We start from the raw sequence: 19980 nt of genomic DNA, 5'->3' as shown, positions 1-19980 counted from the left end.
CCCACCCCTTCATCCCCCAAATCCGCACCGAACTCGCCCAGGCCAAGGAGCAGATCCCCAATCTACCGGCCCGGGTCCGCCCGGCGGTACGCGCAGCCACCGCCCTCTTCGAAGAACTCACCGACCGCATCGAGGCGACTCCTCCGGCCCAGCTGCGCACCACCCGCGTGCGCGTGCCCAATCACCGCAAGCTCGCGATCGCGGCCCGGGCGCTGCGTCAGTAACAGCTACACCGCGCAGTTGAGCAGCTTGTCGGTGAACTCCTGGGGCGCGCCCTGCTCGCGCAGGCGGCCGGTGTTGTAGCACTTGAAACCGGTCTCCGTCTTGCCGTCGGGCTCGACCACGTGCCACTGCTCGCCGTCAGCGCGGAAGGCGACGATCCAGTCGGTCTGGTTCGCGCCCGCGACCGCCCACTTGCCGTCGCAGTAGTCCACGTTCGTACCGGTGTGGTTGGGCCACCCGGGGACGAGCTGATCAAACGCGCCCGGCTGGCAGGAGGCGGCCTTCGCGTGGCTACCATTGGCCGCGCCGGCGCCGAGCGCCGGGATGGCGATGCCGGCGGCGCCCGCCAGCGCGGCGAGCTCGCCAAGCCCCGGAACCTCCGGGATCTCCAAACCGGGGACGTCGATAAGCCCCTGCGAGACGGCGACGTAGCTGCCGGCACCGACGAGCGCCAGCACGCCCAGGCTGATGCCGGCGATGGCGCCGGGGCTCAGCGACGAAGACTCCCGGGCCGGTTCGGCGGCGTAGGCGGGGCAAACGGCGGTGGCGGCGACGGCGGAGGCGACACCGAGGGAAAGCAGCGTGTTCTTCATGCCCACTACTCTAACGGGTTTTCGGCCGCCTGCGCGACGGCCTGGGCGGTGGCGAGGTCCTGCCACGGCATGCCCACCGTCTTGAACACCACGCGGCGGTCCGGGTCGAGCGCGACCTCGCCGCGCACCACCTGGGCCATCGTGATGAGGTCCTCGCGGCGCACGGTGCCTTCCTCGGTGGCGAGCACCACGTCGCCGCCCTCGCGGTAGGCCACGGTCGGGTCCTCCACGATCACCTGGGCATCGGTGAAGACGTCTGCGGCCAGCTCGCGGGCGTCCGCGGTGTGGGCGCCGACGGCGAGGACGGTGGCGTCCTTGCGAAGCTCCGCGCCCGTGACGATGGGTTCAGGCGACGTGGTCGCCGTGATGACCAGGCCGGCGCGGGCGAGTGCGTCCTGCGCCGCCGCGGAGCCGGACGCGGCCCAGGGGTAGGCCAGGTCGGCAGGCTCCGTGCGCGAGATGAAAGTGATGCGCGGCTCGCGCACCCCTTCCAGGACGCTTTCCAGGGTCGCGGCGTGGCCGAGGCCCTGCGCCCCCGTGCCGAAAATGGCCACGTCCAACGGTTCGTTCGAGGCCGTGAGCCGGTCCAGCACCCCAGCGATTGAGGCTGCGGGGGTGCGGAGGGTGGTGAGCGCGGTGGCGTCGATAAGCGTGTGCGGCGTGAGCGTCTCGGAGCCCATGAGCAGGTAGGACCCCTGCACGAGCGGGACGTCCACCGTGGAGCCCGCGGGCTGGATGCCCAGGATTTTCACGCCCACCGCGGTGCCGGCCGCCGACGGCATGAGGTGCATCTCTCCGTGCGGGAGCGGCACCTTGGTGCGGAGCGGGTCAGTGGCGGGGTCGAAACCCGCGGCGAGGGTCTGGCGCAGCTTCTCGACGGCCTCCGCCGGCGACACCGTGCGCAAGACGTCATCGTGATCAATAAAACGCATGGGCCCACCCTACGTGGAGGCGACTAGACGCGGCCCTTGAGCGAGGCTGCGCCGTCGTCGAGGTGGCGCGAGTCGTCCTTGTCCCTGTCCTGGTCCTGCTTCGGCTGCGGCGAGGGCAGCACGCCCGGCAGCGGGTTGGGGATCATGCCCTCCTGCACCATGTAGTAGCCGGTCACCGCGACCGCGCCGAGGCCAAACAGCACGGAAAGAACAACCTCCGTGGTGGTGGACTTGCCCTGCTCGGAGGAGCCGCCCTTGCCCGCGACCAGGTCGTCCAGGCTGGAGCCCGCGGCCTTTTCGTAGTTGTTCTTCACCGAGCTCATGCTGTCCAGGATCTCGGACGCGTCCTGGCGGACCACGGGCCTACCTCCCAGATTGACGGTGTCCCCATTCGCGGCGTGGGCGGGTGCGGCGGTGAGCGAAGCGGTGGCCACCGTGAGCGCGGTGGCGGCGGCGATGATGCGTGAATTCATGAATCAAACACTAACACTTGCGCATGCCTTATGCGCGATTTACCCCCTCTGAACAGGCGATTTTGTTTTTCTCCGGATATGCGCCAAAATGATTAACCGTTGCACAGAGCAACAAAGAAAATATTCCTCCATAGCTCAGTTGGCAGAGCATTCGACTGTTAATCGAAGGGTCACTGGTTCGAGCCCAGTTGGAGGAGCAGTACTTGCAAGACCCCGCGCTCCCCACGGAGTGCGGGGTTTCGCGTTTGGTCTGCGGGCATGGAATAGCGAAGCCCCGCACTGCGTTCCTACGAATACTCAAGTGCCACAACCATGAAGGAGGAATGCGTTGACTACAGCCAAACAGTGGGTTCTCGCCTCTCGCCCCGAGGGGGCGCCGAATAGCGAGAACTTCCGTCTCGAGGAGGTAGAGCTGCCAGAGCTGGCCGATGGCCAGATCCTTGTCCAGAACACCTTCGCCAGTGTCGACCCGTACATGCGTGGCCGGATGAACGACACGAAGTCTTACATCGAGCCGTTTCAAATCGACCAGCCGCTGACCGGCACTGCGGTCGGCACAGTCGCAGAGTCCCGCTCGGACAAGTTCAAAGTGGGCGACACTGTCCGGCACTTTGCCGGCTGGCGCACCCACGCTGTATTGCACGAGGACCAGGCGGAACGCATTGACACCAGCATTGCTCCTGCCGAGGCATATCTGGGCATCCTCGGCCTGACCGGTTTGACCGCGTACGTCGGGCTGACCGCCGTCGGCGAGATGAAGCAGGGCGATGTCGTGTTCATCTCGGGTGCGGCGGGCGCTGTGGGTTCCGCAGCAGGCCAAATTGCGAAGCACCTGGGCGCAGCGAAGGTGATCGGGTCTGCGGGTTCCGCGGAAAAGATCGACTACATCACCGGCCTCGGCTTCGATGCAGCGTTCAACTACAAGGACGGCGACGTCAAAGGCCAGCTCGCCAAGGCTGCGCCCGAGGGCGTCGACGTCTATTTCGACAACGTCGGCGGTGATCACCTCGAGGCCGCGATCGCGAACGCGAATACGTTCGGCCGCATCGCGATGTGCGGGGCGATCGCCCAGTACAACGACACAGAGCCGGCGCCGGGCCCGCGCAACCTGGGACTGGCCATCGGTAAGTGTCTGACGCTGCGCGGATTCGTGGTTGGCCAGTACTCCCACCTTGCCGAGGAGTTTCAGCAGAAGATCGCCCCACTCGTCGTCGATGGATCAATTGGCTACGAGACCACGGTGCGCGAAGGCATCGACAGCATGCCGAAGGCGTTCCTCGAGCTGTTCGAGGGCGGCAACACCGGCAAAATGATCGTCAAATTTTAGGAGGACACCATGACCAAGGTACTTATGATCGTTTCAGCAGCAGAGCATTGGACGCTTAACGACGGCACGCTCCACCCCACCGGCTTCTGGGCCGAAGAGCTGGTGACCCCGTATGCAATCTTCACCGATGCTGGCTGGGACGTGGACGTGGCAACGCCGGGCGGGGTCGCTCCGACCGTTGACAAGGTAAGCCTGGATGACAGCGCGGGCGACGCGGAGACCCTTGCGGCGGTAAAGACGAAACTTGAGGCGTTGGAGCCAGTTCTGGCCAAACCGCTTGATCTCGACGACGTCGAGTCCGAAAACTACGACCTCGTCTTCTACCCCGGCGGGCATGGACCGATGGAGGACCTTGCGGTCAACGAGACGTCCGCCCACATCCTCACCGAGCGCATGGCAAGCAACGCGCCAGTGGCCCTTCTTTGCCACGCCCCGGCCGCTGTCCTGGCCACTGAGAATGCGCAGGGTGGCTCCCCGTTCTCCGGGCGGACAATGACGGGGTTTTCCAATGATGAAGAACGCGCCGCTGGGCTCGCCGACAAGGCGCCGTGGCTGCTCGAGGACCGTCTCGTGGCGCTGGGGGCGGAGTACACCAAGGCACCGGAGGCGGGCGCGCCCTACGTCGCCGTCGACGACAACCTCTACACCGGGCAGAACCCGGCATCGTCGAAGGAACTCGCAGAGCGCCTCGTGAAAGACCTTGCCTAAACTGAGACGATAGGCCTCGCCGCCCATTGGGGCTACAGCGCTTGAATTCTTACAGCTGACTCTTCACCCCAAAGGGCGGTTAAGGCTCATTTCCGCCACCGCAGATGCTGTTCGCCCTACCGCAACTGCGCTAGGGCTTCTTGCGCTGCTCCGGGCCAACTATGAGTGGTTGTAAAGATCGTTGTATTCCTTTTCGATCCAGATGAGGTAGAAAATGGCCCCATCCCTCCAACCAACAAATGGCAGGTTTCCTTGATGACGGAAAACTCTAAATTTTTCTACGTCCTGGAACTGCCGGGGAATTGCTGGCTTGATTTGGCTACTCGGGATAAACTCCGACCCCAATCCATGTCTCTGGTGCTGCGCCAACTCTTTCCACGTGAACGACGATCGTTTATGCCACTTTTCCAGAAAGGCGAGGCGCATAGAGTCGTCCAAGGGACTAAAACCCCAATCCTTTTGAAGAAACCTCATCGAAAGGAGCGGATACTCGTCTTTTTGACCGCGCAGTAAAGCTAAAACATCTTGATCAGGAGCACTTGGCTTTCCTCGGGAAGGCCGAGACCCCTTACGCTTAATACTCATTCCTAACAGAAATGCTCTTTGAGGTCGGCGTCAGAGATCTCCGCTCCTCGCTCGCCGTCTACGAAATTCTTCTGCCACGGGGACTCAGCATGGGTCTTGTTGCGCAATGCCCAGGCGGAGTATGGGCCGTATTTATCCCAGGTTTCGATCAGCACTTGCTCAACATCGCGGAAATCGTCCCAGTTAAAATCTTTCGAGACGAACTCGTTGGGGTCAATAGGAAGCTTTCCATAGCTCTTGACCTGGTGATAAATGTCGACCACCACTGGCCCATGAGCCCAAGCCTCCATCCGATCTGCAAAGAGCGAGAGTCCGGCTGAGGATCGCATGTACAGCCCTTTTGCGTAGTAGAGGAGCTTTTGCAGCTTAAGTTGCGTAATGTCCGCACCATCAACTTCTTCGGCCCATGCTACAAACCATTCAGCAATTTGCCGTGCGCTTAACTGTTTCATTGTGCTCCTCCTCTCGTCGCATCGCCAACGATACATCACCTGCTTGACACCAATGCTATTACGTAAGATGCTCGGCAGATTGTGGCTTCAATAATTTGAACCCAAAAATCTCACTTGCCGAAGCAGAAACGTCAATGCCATATTGTCCCGCTCCATGAACGAGCGGTACAAGAAGATCCCCCCACAACCGTTCCACGATCTTCGTTTAACTCAACTGAAGCCGCGACGTCATTCGGAGTCTCAAGGGGGAAACTCGCAAGAACAAGATCTAGCGCATTTTGGAGGAATTTTACCGCTTCCTGTGCCTTCCGATCCGAATATTGTTGAGCCCCCGCCCAAAGTTCAGTCTTCCTGCAAAAGAATCTTTACGCGACGCAATTCATCGTAGATGGCGCGTTCTTGTTGAGTCAGAGACCCTGAATCCGCTAAGACCCGTAGGTTTTCCGGTGCAGCATCTTTTTCGCCTAACAACGCTTCGAGCTCGGACAAAAGGCTCCGCTTCCGGGCGCTCAGCTCTGCATCATTCGTACGCTGCAATTCTAACTGCATTTGGTTCCTCCTCCTCGCGAAAATTCGACCCACATACATACTTCGGAGTGGCAATCGTTTATCACCATAGCGGTAATCGCTCTATTCCAAGCTCTCCGCACCAATTACACTGACCTCGTACAATCCCACACTCTCGACCCCGTGGAGCTCTCATGCCGAATACGCACGATCTCGAGGCTCGCGTGCAGCTTCTCGAGCGCGCGCTCGCCAAGCTGCTCGGCACCGACGACTTCGAGACTTTCCTCACGCAATCAGCGCCCACAGCGACCAACCGCGCCACCAAATCCAATAGCGCCAGCACCACCAACACCGAAGATTCCGCTCCACAGCCCCCACTCGCTGCCGAAACTGCGCAAGAAGCCGAAACCGCAGCACAACCCGAAACTGCACCATTCGGAGCCGCAAAAATCACCAACACCTCCTCCCCCGACGCCAAGCTCCGCCTGTTCGCGGACTACTTTCGCGGCCGCGAGGACGTGTTCGCCACCGCCTGGCGCAACGGCGAGAAGAAGGGCTGGTCACCCGCCTCCTACGGACGCTACGACCGGAACAACCCGAATCTCAAGCCACTCACTTCGAAGGTCCTCGAGCAGCACCTCCGCCGCGACAACACCCTCCACGTCGGCCTGTACCCGCTGTGCAAGGGCGACACCTGCTTCCTCCTGGCGTGCGATTTCGACGATGCCGACTTCCGCACCGCGGCCCGCGCATACGCCACAACCTGTCGCGAGTTCGGCCTGGACCCACTCATCGAGCTCTCCCGCTCCGGCACCGGCGCACACGTATGGCTCTTCTTCAACGAGCCCGTTCCGGCCTCCCTTGCCCGAACCGTAGGCATCGGACTGCTGGCCAAGGCCAGCCCGAAGCAGTACTTCGCCAGCTTCGACCGCTTCTTTCCTTCCCAGGACACGCTGCCTGGCAAGCGCCGCGGCTTCGGCAACCTGATTGCACTTCCGCTCGCCGGTCAGCATCGAGCCGAGCAGCGCACCGTCTTCGTCAACAACGAATTCGAGTCCGCCGACGACCAGTTCGCCGCCCTCGCCAACACCACCAAAGCCTCCATACAACAGCTCAAAAAGATCGCCGCGGCCCTCCAACCAGACCCGGAGACCCAACTGCCCCAACCGCCCACAAAGGCAGAACTCAAAGCGCTCAAGCGTTCCGGCAACGTCCGAGTTACGCACGATTCCCGAGTCCATATCAGTCTCGAAGGCGTCGACGCCACCACCGCACTTCGTCACCTCGGCGCGATCCCCAACCCGCAGTTCTACATCCGCCAGGCCCAACGGCTGTCGACCTACCAGACTCCGCGCCTGATCATCCGTTTCGACGAACACGACGGCACGCTCACCCTCGACCGCGGTGCTCTCGACGAAGCCATCAGCATCCTTAAAACCGCCGGCTACACCGTCACCCGGCGCAGCAAAACCCCAAAGCCGCGCACCATGCCCACGGAGTTCACCGGCGAGCTGCGGTCCGAACAGCGCGCAGCCGTCGTCGCAATGCGCAAACATCGCACCGGCATCCTCGTCGCCCCGCCGGGTGCGGGCAAGACCGTCATGGCCTGCGCGTTGATCGCGCATCGCCAAGTCCCTACCGCCATCATCGTGCCCAACGTGGAGCTCGCCGCCCAGTGGCGCGACGCGCTCACCACCTTCCTCAAGAGCCCCGCAAACAGCCCCACACAAAGCCCCACCATCGGCCAGTACGGCGGTAAGGCGAAAAAGCTGAGCGGCAACATCGACATCATCACATCCCAGTCGATCAGCCGTACCGACTCCCGCACGGATTTCCTCGCCGACTACGGCTACATCATCATCGACGAGTGCCACCGCGTCGGCGCCGCCGGCCTTACCCGCGTGCTTGCAGACCTCAACGTCCGCTTCGTCACCGGGCTTACCGCCACTCCGTTCCGCTCCGACGGCCTTGACGCTCTCTTACCGCTTGTCTGCGGCCCGATCCGTCACACCATGGAGATTGAGCGCCCGGGCCCAAAGCACTACGTCGTGCAGACCACCGAGTTCACCTTCGACGAGCCACACCTCTACTGGCCCGACCTCGACAACGCCCTTGCCGCCGACCCCGCCCGCAACGCTCTCATCGCCGAAACCATCGCCCGCGCCGCCACCAGGGGTAAGAACGTCCTCGTCCTGGTGAAGCGCCGCGAGCACATCACCACGCTCGAAACGCTCCTCGCCCGCAACCACCCGGACCTCCCCATCCCCGTCTTCACCCTTCACGGCGCGCAGCAGACGAAAGACCGCACAGCAACCCGCAGGTCGCTCACCACCGCGCCCCGTTTCGTGCTCATCGCCATGACGCAGATCGCCGGCGAGGGCATAGACCTCCCGGCTCTGGACGCCCTCGTCTTGGCCGCCCCAGTCGCGTTCAAAGGCAACATCATCCAACAGATCGGCCGCGTCACCCGCGACGCCTCAACCTCCGCCACCATCTTCGACTTCCACGACCACCGCGTGCCCGCGCTCACCGCCGCATTCCGCAAGCGCAGCCGCGTCGTGCGCCAGCAAGGCTTCACCCCAGGGCTTTCGCTTATCGACGCCTGCCCGATCCCATAAGTGACACGTGCTATGTATCATCCAACCATCCCGGACCGTCTCCATGAAGCCACGTAACAACGCTGCATTCGCCGGTGCCACCATCACTCTGCAGCCACACTGGGCGACTTTTCAACGAGCGCCAATGGGCTACACTTCGAAGTGTTTGGGCCACGTAGTTAGTAACGGCGTGGTGGGTTTCTGGTAACGCTCGGGCGGGTATCGAGTAACAGCCGAGACAGTGCGCCTTAAACGTGCCGTGGGCCCTACTAGCTGTCCGCTCAGCCGATTCGACGTGCTGAGCTACGAGCTAGCGATGTCATGTCTAGGGACTTTTTGGACAAGGAGTCCCTAGACATGACATACGGCAGCTAAGCACTGGACGCTTAACGACGGCACGTCCCACCCCACCGGCTTCTAGGCCGAAGAACTGGTCACACCCTAGAGCGCGCCGGTGGGCTCGCCGACAAGGCGCCGTGGCTGCTCGAAGACCGGCTCGTCGCCCTCGGCGCTGAGTACGACTAGGCGCCGGAGCCGTGGGCGTCCTACGTCACTGTCGACGGCAACCTGTACACCGGGCAGAACCCGTCCTCGTCGCGTGAGTTCGCGCAGCGCCTAGTCAAGGATCTCGCCTAAGCCTCACCCCGCTTGGGCCTGGCCGGCGACAGCCCTCGCCACCGCCAGGTCCTCCCACGGCATCCCGACGGTCTTAAACACCACCCGCCGCGCCGGATCCAGCGCCACCTCCCCGCGCACAACCTCAGCCATAGTCGCCACATCCTCCCACGCAAGCGCCCCCTTCTCCACCGCGATCGCCACATCGCCGGCCTCCCGCCGCGCAGCCTCAACATCCTCCACAATCACCTGCGCGCCCCGCAGCACATCCTCATGCAACTCCCGCGTATCCACCGTGTGCGCCCCCACAGCAAGCACCGTCGCATCAGCTCGCAATTGCCCATCGACGACCACAGGTTCCCCCGCAGAAGTCGCCACCACAACCAACCCGGCCCGCCCCAACACCTCATCAGCCTCGGCACTGCCCGACTCGCCGAAAGGCGACGATTCCGGAAGCACTTCCGCCGCCGCTGGATACCCGTGTCCATCCCCTATACTCGAGCCTAATAAGCTGCGAAGAATGACCGGAGATTAGGGCCCGAGAATGCACACGCACATCAACTACTCACGACCGTTTCCCTCGGAGTGGTTAGGCGCTTTAGCACGACTCTGTCGCGAGATTTCCCAGCTAATGAAGCTTGTTGGCGACGTGGATCCGGATCTCGACGCCGCTGTTAAAGCTCGCATAAACGCGTACTTCGAAGACTCCGACTTCAATGTCGCCATGACACCGGAGGAATTGACTCGATCGATTACAGAGTTATGTGGCGGGTCGCTTCATTTCCTTAACAGGACACTGGACAATGATTTTGTCTCGCCAGTGATTGTCGCCCCTCTCTCCCGATCAGTGGTCGAAAACTGCAGCCTCCTTCTTTTCATTAACTCTTTCGGCGACATCGAAAGAACTTTTTGGGCGATGCGGGCGGTAACCTTGGACATAAAGGAGGACAAGCAACGAGATCTGGTTCCAGAGGTCGACGAAGCTCTCACCACCGCGGTGGCTGTGCATATTAATCGTCATCGAGGCCAAGATTTCAAAGTCCCCGGTTTTGGAAAGCTAGTCGCAAACACGCTTGGCGACGTAGCGGAAACCAACTTGTACAAGCTTCTCAGTAGCTATACACATCGAAATGCTTGGACTGCCTACAAGCACTTTATCTTCAATCAACATGCCCCAGCTAGACTCGAGCTACTTTCCGCCCGTTTTGTGATTAGCGCATTACGCTCGGCGGTTCTCGCCACTGAGTCGGTAGCAAGTTTTCGACCAAACGATGACGTGAAAGAGTACCTAGACTATCTCAACAATTTGATCCCTTATCTAAATACAGTTGAGCAATCTCTGAATACTTGGATGAAGACTAACGGCATTCAGCCGGCACTTTAGGTCATCCAGTACCGTAAACGTGCTTGAAGTAAGAAAATGGGGCGCCGTGGTGACTTTCCGGTAGCGCTCAGGTGGGAATCAGGTAGCGATCTACCTCGGCGATGCGGACTGCCCCAAGTTTCACCTTATACGGCAGCGCCTCGATTCACCCTCGATCCCAGACGACACACGTGCGCCATCAGATGACTGATCATCGCGCTGCTTAGGGTTCAATCAGCGGCTTGCTTATCTCGGAAGTGCCGGGGCTCACGGATCACGCTACCCAGCGTTCCGGCTACTTCAGTGGCCTCTACCGGATTAGCACTGAAACGCAACCAGCTAGTCACGGCATCGGTACCAGGAACAAGATCGCAACAGCCAACACGGGCGATGGCCGGCTTGCAGTTGATGAGTTCGAAACCTCAGCTGGAAACTTCGTACGCACAATATGTAGTCCGCGAATCAGACGTTCCCTCGACAACGCTGGACGCAGGCTAAAGCGGCACCTCGTCCAGCCACTCCCCCACCTAACGCAAAGTGTCTATCGGGAGCAACACCGGCAGTAGAGGAAGTTCATTGGTCAGTTCGTGAATTTTTTGTCGTACAAACGGGAACAAGGCGGGGGCGACATAAGATTCGATGATCTCACTTTTTCGATCGGCATCGTGAATGGCAGCTTCTGCTTGCCCCTCTGAGATGGACAAATCAACTTCGTACCAGAGCTCAATTTCTGCCAGCACTCGATCCAGGTCACCATCGGCATAAAAAGTGGTCTCTGCTCTGGCGCGTACTCGCGCACCTTCTTCAATCTTTCTGCCCTGAAATTGGCCCAATTCGAACTGAACACGGACGCCTTCATGCGGGATCTCGTATTTCAGAGCATCTGCCTTTATGGAAACCAAGCGGATGTCCACTACAAAACAATCATCCGCCGCTTTAAACCCTGCGTTTCCCGCACTCACGATGTGGCACCCTTCCCAGCAACTTCAATCCTTCGGCCCCTTTCAGCCCGTCCCGACACGATGGGCTGCGCCGAGAACGAAAAGTCCCAGTACCCCTCCGACCATTCCTCGTGGGTTGAGGATCGAACAGTCGCAGTTGATTCTTTAACCACCGCAGAAATACCCGCAACCAAGAGAGATTCCCACTCTTCCGATACCGGCTCAGTCTCTTTAACCAAAAAGGCGTCGATACTCCGCACTAACTCGGGAGTCGGCAGCTCTAGCCCAAGATCGATCTTGGCCACGTCAAAGAGCCATTCATTAACGGAGTACAGACTCCAGATCTTTTGTGGACGTTCTCCCGCTCCTACACACCCCTCTTCCCTCGGGAAGGAATAGTCAGGGTTCGTCACCCACTTCATCACTGCCTGGCGGGTCAAGCCCACTAGGCCCGCAATATCAGAGGTGTTAACTAGAAGAGGCTCAACTCTGTCGAGAACCAATCCGTCGTGGGCTTTGAGTTTGTGGAAGACATCGGTCGCTTCGCTAAAGGCGTTCTGCTGTTGCCCTTCAAGAACTATCTCCGCAACAACAACGCCGTTCGATAGGACAAACGAGACTTCCGGGACCCGTTCTTCGATGGCATCGATCCGCTCTTCATCGGAGAAGTCGATTCCTCTGACTTGCAATCTCACGACGGTTGCCATCTTCATCCCCTCTCAACAAGCGTCGAGTTGTCAATTGACAACTAGTAAATCAGTGTATTGCAGAACAAACAAACTCGCAGCGCCGTTACCGCTCCTGCCTCCCCATTTTGCCCCGGACCCTTTCCAGCCGCTCCCGAAGCTCAACGTAGCGGTTCCATGCCTGTGCCACGTTCGGGTGAGGGGGTTTATCTTTGTAGAGAGGAACCATCTCCTCCCGGGCAACTTTCAAGGACTTCTCTGCGTAGTCGCCTATCGACGATGCATTCGCCTCCACGCGATCTTCTGTTGTACCCTCAAAGCCTGCTCCCCTCAGAAAAGCCCTTGCCTTTTCTTCACATTCTATAGCGCCCTGAATGAGCGTTTCCGCGTTCTGCAAAGCTGCTTCACAGAACTTTTCTTCAGCCGTGAGCAGTTCGTCCGCCGCACAAATTAGACGTTCCGCCTTGTCTAATGCCTCAATCGCTCCCTGCAGCCCATCCCCGTGCCCAGAAGAATGCCCACACAATCGTATGGTTCGGTCGGCTTTCCTTGCTTCCCTCGTTGGGTTCTTCGGGGTTGAGTCAAATCGCACGCGGCACTGCTTTGCCGGGCACACAATCACGAATCCTCCGTGACTATTCTTCCGCTTGGCGGACCACCCGAGGGACCTAGCCTTTTGCGCCTGAACATTTAAGTCTTTGTGAGGATGGCGCGGCCACGCATCTTCTGGCCCATACGTTTTCCCGACCACTCCACTCCTCCCGAACGCGAATCTACAAAGACTGTATCATCCGCAGTTTCGAAGGCACGTTCGTAATTAAGTATCACACCCCGCGACCCGCTCCCCAGCGATCACCTTCGCCACCGCCAGGTCCTCCCACGGCATCCCGACGGTCTTAAACACCACCCGCCGCGCCGGATCCAGCGCCACCTCCCCGCGCACAACCTCAGCCATCGTCGCCACATCCTCCCACGCAAGCGCCCCCTTCTCCACCGCGATCGCCACATCGCCGGCCTCCCGCCGCGCAGCCTCAACATCCTCCACAATCGCCTGCGCGCCCCGCAGCACATCCTCATGCAACTCCCGCGTATCCACCGTGTGCGCCCCCCCCACAGCAAGCACGGTCGCATCAGGGCGCAATTGCCCATCGACGACCACAGGTTCCCCCGCAGAAGTCGCCACCACAACCAACCCGGCCCGCCCCAATACCTCATCGGCCGCAGCACTCCCCGACTGGGCCCACGGGTAGGCCAGATCCGCCGGCTCACTCCGCGAGGTAAACGTCACCGACACCTCCCGCACCCCCTCAAGCACATCCACTATCGTGCGCGCATGCGCCCGCCCCTGCACACCCGCGCCCACAATCACGCACTCCAACGGTTCACTCGACGCCCGCAACCGGTCCAACACCCCCGCCACCGCCACCGCCGGCGTCCGGATTTCCGTCAGCGCCGCGGCATCCATCACGACCTCCGGCGTGAGTGTCTCCCCGGAGAAGCTCAGCCCCATTTCGGTGCACTCCGGCGGCGGAGCCACCATCTTCGCAACCCCAGGCGGTGACCTCTTCGTACTCGACACCGCCAAAATGATTCCAGCCGGGTCGGCACAACCGCCAAGGTGCTGTTCCCCGGCTTCTCACGCACGGTTCCAAAGCACCGATTCGTAACGGCCCGCTCCTACGCACCTGTTACCGGGCCGCTGCCTACCAGCTCCACATTCTCGTAGTAGTCGGAGTGCGACTGCACCACGTCGCTCACGTCGTGATTTTCTACAAAAGGCGCCTCGGCGCCTGCAAAACCGATGGGTTTGCTGCCAAGCATTGCGGCAGGATAAAGGACGCCGAGAACCTTGTCTTTACCCGAATGGTAGTTGTGGATCACGCCTGCGAAATGCTCACCGTATAGATCGCGCTGAGGATCTGGACCGATTGCGGCACCGAGCAAGTGGACTGCCTCGACCTGAACTTGCTGTTCTGCATCCCCGGTACCAGCAAGCGCGGTCGCCAGATTTAGCATGACTCGGCCTCCCAAACTGTGTCCAACCAGGACGACGGACTCCAAATCTGTTCGCTGCAATATGGCAGCCAAAGCCAACGCCGTCTTGTTCGCGCGGTTGACTGCGGTATGCCATGGGTTGGACACGAGATCCACCGCGCCTATCGCTAGGCCTACGGGGTTAGCACGCCTAGCAATCTTTTTGCTTGCACGCTTAACCACTCCCTTAAGCGCAGCTCCCCCGGCTGCACCGGCACCTGGAGAAAGAAAGGACACAAGTTCCCGACGTTCTTTGCTACCCCATTCGACGAGGTAGATGGGTGAATTGGAGTAGGCAGATTCGACCGCTTTTACTTCCTTGCGCCAATCTGGATCCTTTTCCGTGGTGAACCCACGGGCTATGAGCACCGGTGTGCCATCTCCTTTTCGCACCCGCCGAATATCGAAAGAATTGTCCTCACCCAGGTAAGAGTTCAACGCCTGCACCCCAAACGCTGACCCCAAAAGACCACCGGCAGCGGCCACAACCATACTGCCCCCGGCCATACCCAGCCCACCGGCGGCTAAGGACCCGAATCCCAGCGCCGCAAGACCCGCGTTTGTTGCAGCAGCACCTGATAGCCCCAAGACAGTCGTACCAACAGCACTGCCCACTATAGGCGCGAGTGCGAGCCCACCTGACGCGCCAATCGCCAACGTTGCTACAGCCGTGGCAGACAGCTTTGCAGCCCGCGCTACGTGCATAGCCTTAAACTCGCGGAGCTCCCGCCACTGTGTGAGGTTTTCGATTCGGTGATCGATGCGTTCAAAATCTGGCACGCGATGGGTGTGCTCTGCGCAAAACACAGGGACTGGAACTGGCCGGAGATCAGCCACTGCAAAATGGTCACACCCAATCGCGCTACATTTCATAGTTGCCGCACCGCACGACGCACACACGTAAAGCGATTTGTCCGACGCCTTTTGGTGCTGAGTCTTGGCGAGGCAGTGCGAACACCACTCTTCTTCCCCAGTGCCGTCGAGGGAATCTACGAGATCACCAAGCCCCGTGGCTGCTTTCGCAGCCTCCTTCGCCTGTTTAACAAGTTCCTTAAATTTTCGCTCGTAATCCTTCGTGGCGGTCTTTGTCGAGTCCTCGACTATTTTCCGCTGTGCATCCGGCGTAAGGAGGCCGCCATCAAGTGCCACCCCAGCTTCGATGTCGGCTATCACTTTCTCCTTTTGGAGCACCAAATCGTTGAATTCCTGCTGAGCAACAGCAGCCAGCCAGAGGGCGTTCACAATAGCTGGCGACTGCGCTAGCTCGGGATCGCCGTCAACCACCGGATCCTGCCCCTGCCCCTCTTTTGACACCGTGACCAAGCGTCCCATTGCTGATCGCATAGTCAGAGTGAAGTTTCCACCTTCGCCTGGAGTAAACGAAATCGCATCCGACTCAATTGAGAACTTCTCGGACATGTCACCGAATCCCTACAAAATCTTTCAGTACCTAGTTTTATAGTATCCGGTCAGGGGTGGGCGTAGATATCCAACTTCACTTCACCTCATCGAGACTTGTACCCAGCCGCAGTGCTCTGTGAGATCGCCGTCAGTAGTCTCCGTCCCCGCAATCCTTCCGAAACAGGGACTCAGCGTGCGTCTTAGGTAGCAATCCAAGGGTCACTGCTTCGAGCCCAGTTAGATAAGCAGTTCAGACGGAGTGCGGGGATTTCGCGTTGCCCGGGTCGTCTCGCTTATCCACGCTTGCCAGCTCCCTCACTCACCACTACCCTCAGTGACACGTGCCATACATCCGCACGACCTGTCGACGCACTAGGAGCAAGCCATGAAATCCCGTACACACGCGGCCCTCGCCATCAGCGCCGCCACCCTCGCCGCCGCGGTCTTCGCCGCACCCGCCGCCCAAGCCTCCACGCACACCTACTCCAACCAAGGCGGCGACGTCCGCTGCGAGATCTACGACTACCCCACCTCCCACACCACCCTGTGTGTCTCCGACGCCGCGCGCCCCGCTCACCCGGAGTGCAATCCGCCGCAGCAGCTCATTCCAGCCATCAAGGTGGAAAAGGGCTGGGTCGGCGAGCTTTGTTGGAACCAGGGCTTCACCCAGCCCCCGGAGAAGCTCAGCCCGATGTCTGTCCGTAACGGCGGCGGCGCCACCGTCTTCGCGGCACCGGGTGGAGACCTCTTCGTCTTTGACACCATTAAGATGGCCCTGATCCAAGTGGGCAAGACGAACCGGGTCCTCTTCCCCGGGTTCTAATCAAGGGTTGACACCAAAACGCCGGTGGCCGGACCAATCATGGTTCCGGCCACCGGCTATGTGTGGGGCCAGCGGGGCTCGAACCCGCGACCAGCGGATTATGAGTCCGCGGCTCTAACCGACTGAGCTATAGCCCCATCATCAACGCTAGAGCGCTGTAAAAACTATACCCTTCACAACATCGCACGCGACCTTCAGCCTCGGACAAGATCCGGCCGGATTTCCCATCGCGGTCGTATCCCCATATACTGAGAAGGTATTCCTCCATAGCTCAGTTGGCAGAGCATTCGACTGTTAATCGAAGGGTCACTGGTTCGAGCCCAGTTGGAGGAGCCAAAGCCCGGGGTTTCCGCATCCCCGGGCTTTGCTCGGTTGCGCATCGGGTTACTCTCACTATAACTGGTTAGCCGAGTCCTACTTTGCTGTCATAAACAAGTCAGAGTTTAAGAACCAAATCTGAGCCCGTATGAAGCGTCAGTATGCCTACGGACTCAGTAGTAGATTCGGGCCCCGTCTACCGTTCAAAATGGAAAGGCCCTTTGCTGCCACAATTTCGCTACCGCCAAACGCCCTTGGTATCAACGACCTTTTTCCCAGCCAGGCGTTCGCGATCAAATTGCTTGAATTCATCGTGGTCCACGAGCAAAACAACCACATCTGCCTTTTCCACCGCGTCGTCCAGACCCGCGAGTTCAACATTCCCAATTTCAGCAAGGCTGTTAGGAAGTGTCTCAATGTTTGGCTCAACTGCAAGTACTTTATTAGCTGTAAGCTGTCTTGCAATATCCGCGGCGATTTCGAGGGAAGGAGACTCCCTCAGGTCATCAATATTAGCTTTAAATGCAAGACCAAGTACCGCAATAGCAACATCACCATCTACCGCTTGCTTAACCTTATCAACAACCCAGCTAGGCTTTCCGTCGTTTACGTCACGGGCCAATTTGATGAGTTTTGCATTCTCAGGATCAGCGGAAACAATGAACCAAGGGTCTACGGCGATGCAGTGGCCGCCCACACCGGGACCCGGCTGCAGGATGTTTACACGCGGGTGATGGTTGGCCAGCTCAATGAGCTCCCAAACGTCAATTCCTAAATCGTCTGCGATAAGCGAAAGCTCGTTTGCGAACGCAATATTTACATCGCGGAAAGAATTCTCGGTCAATTTTGCCAGCTCTGCAGTCTTTGCATCTGACTGAAGCAGTTCGCCCTTGCAGAAGCTGCCATAAATTTCTGTAGCCCGTCGAGTAGCCTCCGCACTCATGCCACCAATAATACGATCGTTGGTGCGGAGTTCTTCCATCGCTCGACCAGGCAGAATTCTTTCGGGGCAATGTGCAAAGAAGACCACCGACTTCGCATCCGGGTTCTCGGCACCGTCTGCCACAAGATCTGGCCGAAGCTCGAGGATCTTTGCTGCCATCTTTTCCGTAGTCAGCGGCGGAGAAGTGGATTCCAGAATCACGATCTCGCCTCCCTCCAACTTCGGTGCGATCGCTTGCGCTGCCGAGTAGATGAACTTCATGTCCACCGAGTGATCCGGCAGGAACGGCGTAGGAACGGCAATAATATATGCGTCTGCATGGGGCTGTTCTGTAGCTGCAGTGAACCGTCCGCTGTCTAGAGCCTGTTTCAATTCCTCCTCGAGGCCGGGCTCAACAATTGTCACTTCTCCGCGGTTAATCCGCTCCACATTTCCGGCGTTTACATCAACACCCGTGACATTCACACCGCTGTTCGCCAAAACAACCGCGGTTGGCAAACCAATATAACCTAATCCTACAAAGGCGACGTGCATAGAATCTCCCACTAATCGGAATCTTTTAGCCCATTCTGGACCGAATCGGCTACGTCTCAGATCCTAGCAGACCCAAAACTCTTCAATCTGATGGCTGATGATCCTATACCGAATGAGTTTCTATTCTCACGGGCACGTACTTCTTTTTTGTATACTCTAAAATCGCTTCGGCTTGCTTAGTTCGGCCTGATGCAACCGCCTTACTCCAGCGGCGGTATAGCGTGACAACCCACTTCGGCGTTCCGTCAGTGACAAGTTCACCTTGATGCAACCAGATTGCGCGATCACAATTTTTTTCAATAGTCGATGCTGAATGCGACACCAAAAAGACCGTTCCGGAAGCGTCTAGAAATCCATCCATCCTCTTCTGCGCCTTTGCCGCAAATGTGCTATCGCCGGTAGAGAGCGCCTCATCGACCAACAGGATGTCAGCTCTCACGGCGGTGGCAATTGCAAACTTGAGTCGAGCACCCATCCCTGATGAGTACGTTTTCAAAGGTCGATCTATTGCGTCGGTAAGGTCGGCCCATTCTATGATCTCCGATTCCAAAGTCCGAACCCTCTCTGGAGGCAGTCCCATGGCCAAAAGACCGAGCTTAATATTTTGCCGACCGGAAAGGTTCTGCTGCAATGCCGCCGACACTCCCAGAAGAGTTGGCCGTTCAGAAACCAGTATGCGACCAGTGGTAGGGCTCTCGGTGCCGGCAATCAACCGGAGCAATGTGGATTTCCCCGAGCCATTCTTACCCAAGACGCCTATGGACTCTCCGGAGTAGGCAACAAAGCTCAGGGGTTTCACTGCCGGTACCGTACGAGTACGACGTTGAAGAATGAACTTGTCCGAACCTTGAGCGTTTAGCGTGTAGTTCTTCGATACATTTTGGACAACCACAGTTGGCTTAGCCGACTGTTGCATAGCGCTCCTCCGCATTCCAGAAATAGATCAATCCCAGCAGAAAGAGCGTTGCGGTCCAAGCCAACAAAGCCAGAACCGTTGTCGATGGTGGCACCACCCCGTAAATAGTGATGTCCCGAGCAGCGGTAAGAAATTGGTAGACAGGGTTGCCCTGCATGATTGCCGCCATGACAGGGTGTCCATCAAAACGCTCTAGCGAATAGAAGATTCCCGAGGTGAAAAACAGGGCCCTATTAAAAAGCCCGATGAGCGGCTTAATGTCCGGGATGAAAGCGGTCACCCTCGATATGAAAAGCATCAACCCGAGGATGAACACGTGCACTAAGACGTAAAGAGGAGGAAGAAGAACAAGTGTCCAGCTCGGCCCGGCGGGAAATTGATAGGCGAACGCGAGGGTCAACGCAACGACCAGGGGAATGAGGTTGTCCAGAAACTGTCGTATCACCGCCGAAAAGACAACCGCAGCTCGAGGGAAAGTAAAAGATGCTATAAGTGACCGCGATGATTGAACCAAACCAGCCCCTGAGGAGATCCCTCTCGAAATGTAGCGAAAGAACACGACGCCGATCACAAGGTAGCCTATGTAATTTTCGATTCCTCGGGATACGTGGAGAATCAAACCGAAAATTACTGCATACACAGAAACATCAAAAAGAGGCTGCAGAACAAGCCAGGCACGCCCCAAAAACATTCCACGGCCAGAATTCAGGGCTTTGCTTCTTGCGTCCGCGAAAATAAAGTGTCGCCAGTCGTGAAGATCACGAACATACCGCACGAGGCTCGGTCTACAATTTAGCTCCTTAAGGCCGGAAGTATCAATTCTCAGCAGATCAGATGTTGAGGTAGCGTCGTCGACCTCGTCCTGAATCGATGGAGTTGAAAACACCCCGCTTCCACCTTTAGCGCCCATTTCTTTCAGGTGCTTGGCCACTTCGTCTTCCTCCTGCGCATGCGTTATGCGATCTCAAAATAGTACACAGGACGTCAAATGTACTCTTCTGCTACCGCAC

General features: G+C 58.7%; 20 protein-coding genes, 3 tRNA genes and 1 pseudogene. 8 read left to right on the top strand and 16 right to left on the bottom strand.

Annotated features, from left to right (window positions below):
- Positions 1–224 (top strand): annotated as a pseudogene (locus OVO38_RS11245) (phytoene/squalene synthase family protein); the annotation flags it as partial.
- Positions 225–227: 3 nt separating this feature from the next.
- Here the strand turns inward: OVO38_RS11245 and OVO38_RS11240 are convergent.
- Genes OVO38_RS11240 through OVO38_RS11230 form a run of 3 tightly spaced genes read right to left on the bottom strand, consistent with a single transcriptional unit; the run spans position 228 to position 2220 of the window.
- A complete protein-coding gene (locus tag OVO38_RS11240) occupies positions 228–815 on the bottom strand; it encodes a hypothetical protein (protein ID WP_147453259.1) in 588 nt (195 codons plus the stop codon).
- 5 nt (positions 816–820) lie between these two features.
- Positions 821–1747: an ornithine cyclodeaminase family protein gene (locus OVO38_RS11235; protein ID WP_267208534.1), complete on the bottom strand. Its 927-nt coding sequence runs from the start codon at positions 1745–1747 to the stop codon at positions 821–823.
- Between the two features lie 23 nt (positions 1748–1770).
- A complete protein-coding gene (locus OVO38_RS11230) occupies positions 1771–2220 on the bottom strand; it encodes a hypothetical protein (RefSeq protein WP_267208533.1) in 450 nt (149 codons plus the stop codon).
- A 124-nt stretch (positions 2221–2344) separates the two neighbouring features.
- Here OVO38_RS11230 and OVO38_RS11225 point away from each other — a divergent pair.
- The 3 genes from OVO38_RS11225 to OVO38_RS11215 all read left to right on the top strand — a co-directional run bounded on the left by OVO38_RS11225 (position 2345) and on the right by OVO38_RS11215 (position 4255).
- Positions 2345–2417, top strand: a tRNA-Asn gene (locus OVO38_RS11225).
- A gap of 131 nt (positions 2418–2548) precedes the next feature.
- Positions 2549–3547 carry an NADP-dependent oxidoreductase gene (locus tag OVO38_RS11220; protein ID WP_267208532.1) on the top strand — a complete coding sequence of 333 codons (999 nt, stop codon included), beginning with the start codon at positions 2549–2551 and terminating at the stop codon, positions 3545–3547.
- A 9-nt stretch (positions 3548–3556) separates the two neighbouring features.
- On the top strand, positions 3557–4255 hold the full coding sequence (locus tag OVO38_RS11215) for a type 1 glutamine amidotransferase domain-containing protein (RefSeq protein WP_267208531.1): 699 nt from the start codon (positions 3557–3559) through the stop codon (positions 4253–4255).
- 159 nt (positions 4256–4414) lie between these two features.
- On the opposite strand, the gene OVO38_RS11210 is transcribed toward OVO38_RS11215, so the two are convergent.
- The 3 genes from OVO38_RS11210 to OVO38_RS11200 form a co-directional block, all read right to left on the bottom strand.
- Positions 4415–4840 carry a hypothetical protein gene (locus OVO38_RS11210; protein ID WP_267208530.1) on the bottom strand — a complete coding sequence of 142 codons (426 nt, stop codon included), beginning with the start codon at positions 4838–4840 and terminating at the stop codon, positions 4415–4417.
- A gap of 2 nt (positions 4841–4842) precedes the next feature.
- Positions 4843–5292, bottom strand: coding sequence for a Panacea domain-containing protein (locus OVO38_RS11205; RefSeq protein WP_267208529.1), 450 nt, complete (start codon positions 5290–5292; stop codon positions 4843–4845).
- Between the two features lie 342 nt (positions 5293–5634).
- Positions 5635–5841, bottom strand: a complete 207-nt coding sequence (locus OVO38_RS11200; RefSeq protein WP_095275560.1) for a hypothetical protein — start codon at positions 5839–5841, stop codon at positions 5635–5637.
- A gap of 152 nt (positions 5842–5993) precedes the next feature.
- On the opposite strand from OVO38_RS11200, the gene OVO38_RS11195 reads away from it, so the two are divergent.
- Positions 5994–8417, top strand: coding sequence for a DEAD/DEAH box helicase (locus OVO38_RS11195; RefSeq protein WP_267208528.1), 2424 nt, complete (start codon positions 5994–5996; stop codon positions 8415–8417).
- A gap of 618 nt (positions 8418–9035) precedes the next feature.
- Here the strand turns inward: OVO38_RS11195 and OVO38_RS11185 are convergent.
- Positions 9036–9470: a hypothetical protein gene (locus OVO38_RS11185; RefSeq protein WP_267208527.1), complete on the bottom strand. Its 435-nt coding sequence runs from the start codon at positions 9468–9470 to the stop codon at positions 9036–9038.
- An 85-nt stretch (positions 9471–9555) separates the two neighbouring features.
- Here OVO38_RS11185 and OVO38_RS11180 point away from each other — a divergent pair, with 85 nt between their 5' ends.
- On the top strand, positions 9556–10395 hold the full coding sequence (locus OVO38_RS11180; RefSeq protein ID WP_147453294.1) for a hypothetical protein: 840 nt from the start codon (positions 9556–9558) through the stop codon (positions 10393–10395).
- A gap of 506 nt (positions 10396–10901) precedes the next feature.
- On the opposite strand, the gene OVO38_RS11175 is transcribed toward OVO38_RS11180, so the two are convergent.
- The 5 genes from OVO38_RS11175 to OVO38_RS11155 form a co-directional block, all read right to left on the bottom strand.
- Positions 10902–11336 (bottom strand): hypothetical protein, encoded by a 435-nt coding sequence (locus OVO38_RS11175; protein ID WP_267208526.1) that lies wholly within the window; start codon positions 11334–11336, stop codon positions 10902–10904.
- On the bottom strand, positions 11333–12022 hold the full coding sequence (locus tag OVO38_RS11170) for a hypothetical protein (RefSeq protein WP_147453295.1): 690 nt from the start codon (positions 12020–12022) through the stop codon (positions 11333–11335). The genes OVO38_RS11175 and OVO38_RS11170 overlap by 4 nt, the downstream gene beginning before the upstream one ends.
- 85 nt (positions 12023–12107) lie before the next feature.
- Positions 12108–12593 carry a hypothetical protein gene (locus OVO38_RS11165; RefSeq protein WP_147453296.1) on the bottom strand — a complete coding sequence of 162 codons (486 nt, stop codon included), beginning with the start codon at positions 12591–12593 and terminating at the stop codon, positions 12108–12110.
- Positions 12594–12818: 225 nt separating this feature from the next.
- The gene (locus OVO38_RS11160; RefSeq protein WP_267208525.1) at positions 12819–13511 is read right to left on the bottom strand and encodes an ornithine cyclodeaminase family protein; all 693 of its coding nucleotides are present in this window, start codon (positions 13509–13511) and stop codon (positions 12819–12821) included.
- A 167-nt stretch (positions 13512–13678) separates the two neighbouring features.
- The gene (locus OVO38_RS11155; RefSeq protein ID WP_267208524.1) at positions 13679–15454 is read right to left on the bottom strand and encodes a DUF726 domain-containing protein; all 1776 of its coding nucleotides are present in this window, start codon (positions 15452–15454) and stop codon (positions 13679–13681) included.
- A 367-nt stretch (positions 15455–15821) separates the two neighbouring features.
- On the opposite strand from OVO38_RS11155, the gene OVO38_RS11150 reads away from it, so the two are divergent.
- Entirely contained in the window at positions 15822–16259 is a 438-nt protein-coding gene (locus OVO38_RS11150; RefSeq protein ID WP_122086449.1) for a hypothetical protein, read from the top strand.
- Between the two features lie 63 nt (positions 16260–16322).
- Here OVO38_RS11150 and OVO38_RS11145 read toward each other — a convergent pair.
- Positions 16323–16396 (bottom strand) — tRNA-Ile (locus tag OVO38_RS11145).
- Positions 16397–16519: 123 nt separating this feature from the next.
- On the opposite strand from OVO38_RS11145, the gene OVO38_RS11140 reads away from it, so the two are divergent.
- Positions 16520–16595, top strand: a tRNA-Asn gene (locus OVO38_RS11140).
- Positions 16596–16815: 220 nt separating this feature from the next.
- On the opposite strand, the gene wecC is transcribed toward OVO38_RS11140, so the two are convergent.
- From wecC to OVO38_RS11125, 3 genes are all read right to left on the bottom strand, one after another.
- On the bottom strand, positions 16816–18054 hold the full coding sequence (wecC, locus tag OVO38_RS11135) for a UDP-N-acetyl-D-mannosamine dehydrogenase (protein ID WP_267208523.1): 1239 nt from the start codon (positions 18052–18054) through the stop codon (positions 16816–16818).
- A 103-nt stretch (positions 18055–18157) separates the two neighbouring features.
- Entirely contained in the window at positions 18158–18970 is an 813-nt protein-coding gene (locus OVO38_RS11130) for an ABC transporter ATP-binding protein (protein ID WP_267208522.1), read from the bottom strand.
- A complete protein-coding gene (locus OVO38_RS11125; protein WP_267208521.1) occupies positions 18954–19901 on the bottom strand; it encodes an ABC transporter permease in 948 nt (315 codons plus the stop codon). The genes OVO38_RS11130 and OVO38_RS11125 overlap by 17 nt, the downstream gene beginning before the upstream one ends.
- Positions 19902–19980: the final 79 nt, after the last annotated feature.

It is taken from the genome of Corynebacterium sp. Marseille-P8863 (assembly GCF_946902955.1).
GTDB lineage: Bacteria > Actinomycetota > Actinomycetes > Mycobacteriales > Mycobacteriaceae > Corynebacterium > Corynebacterium gottingense.
This window is presented reverse-complemented; position numbering and strand designations above follow the sequence as displayed.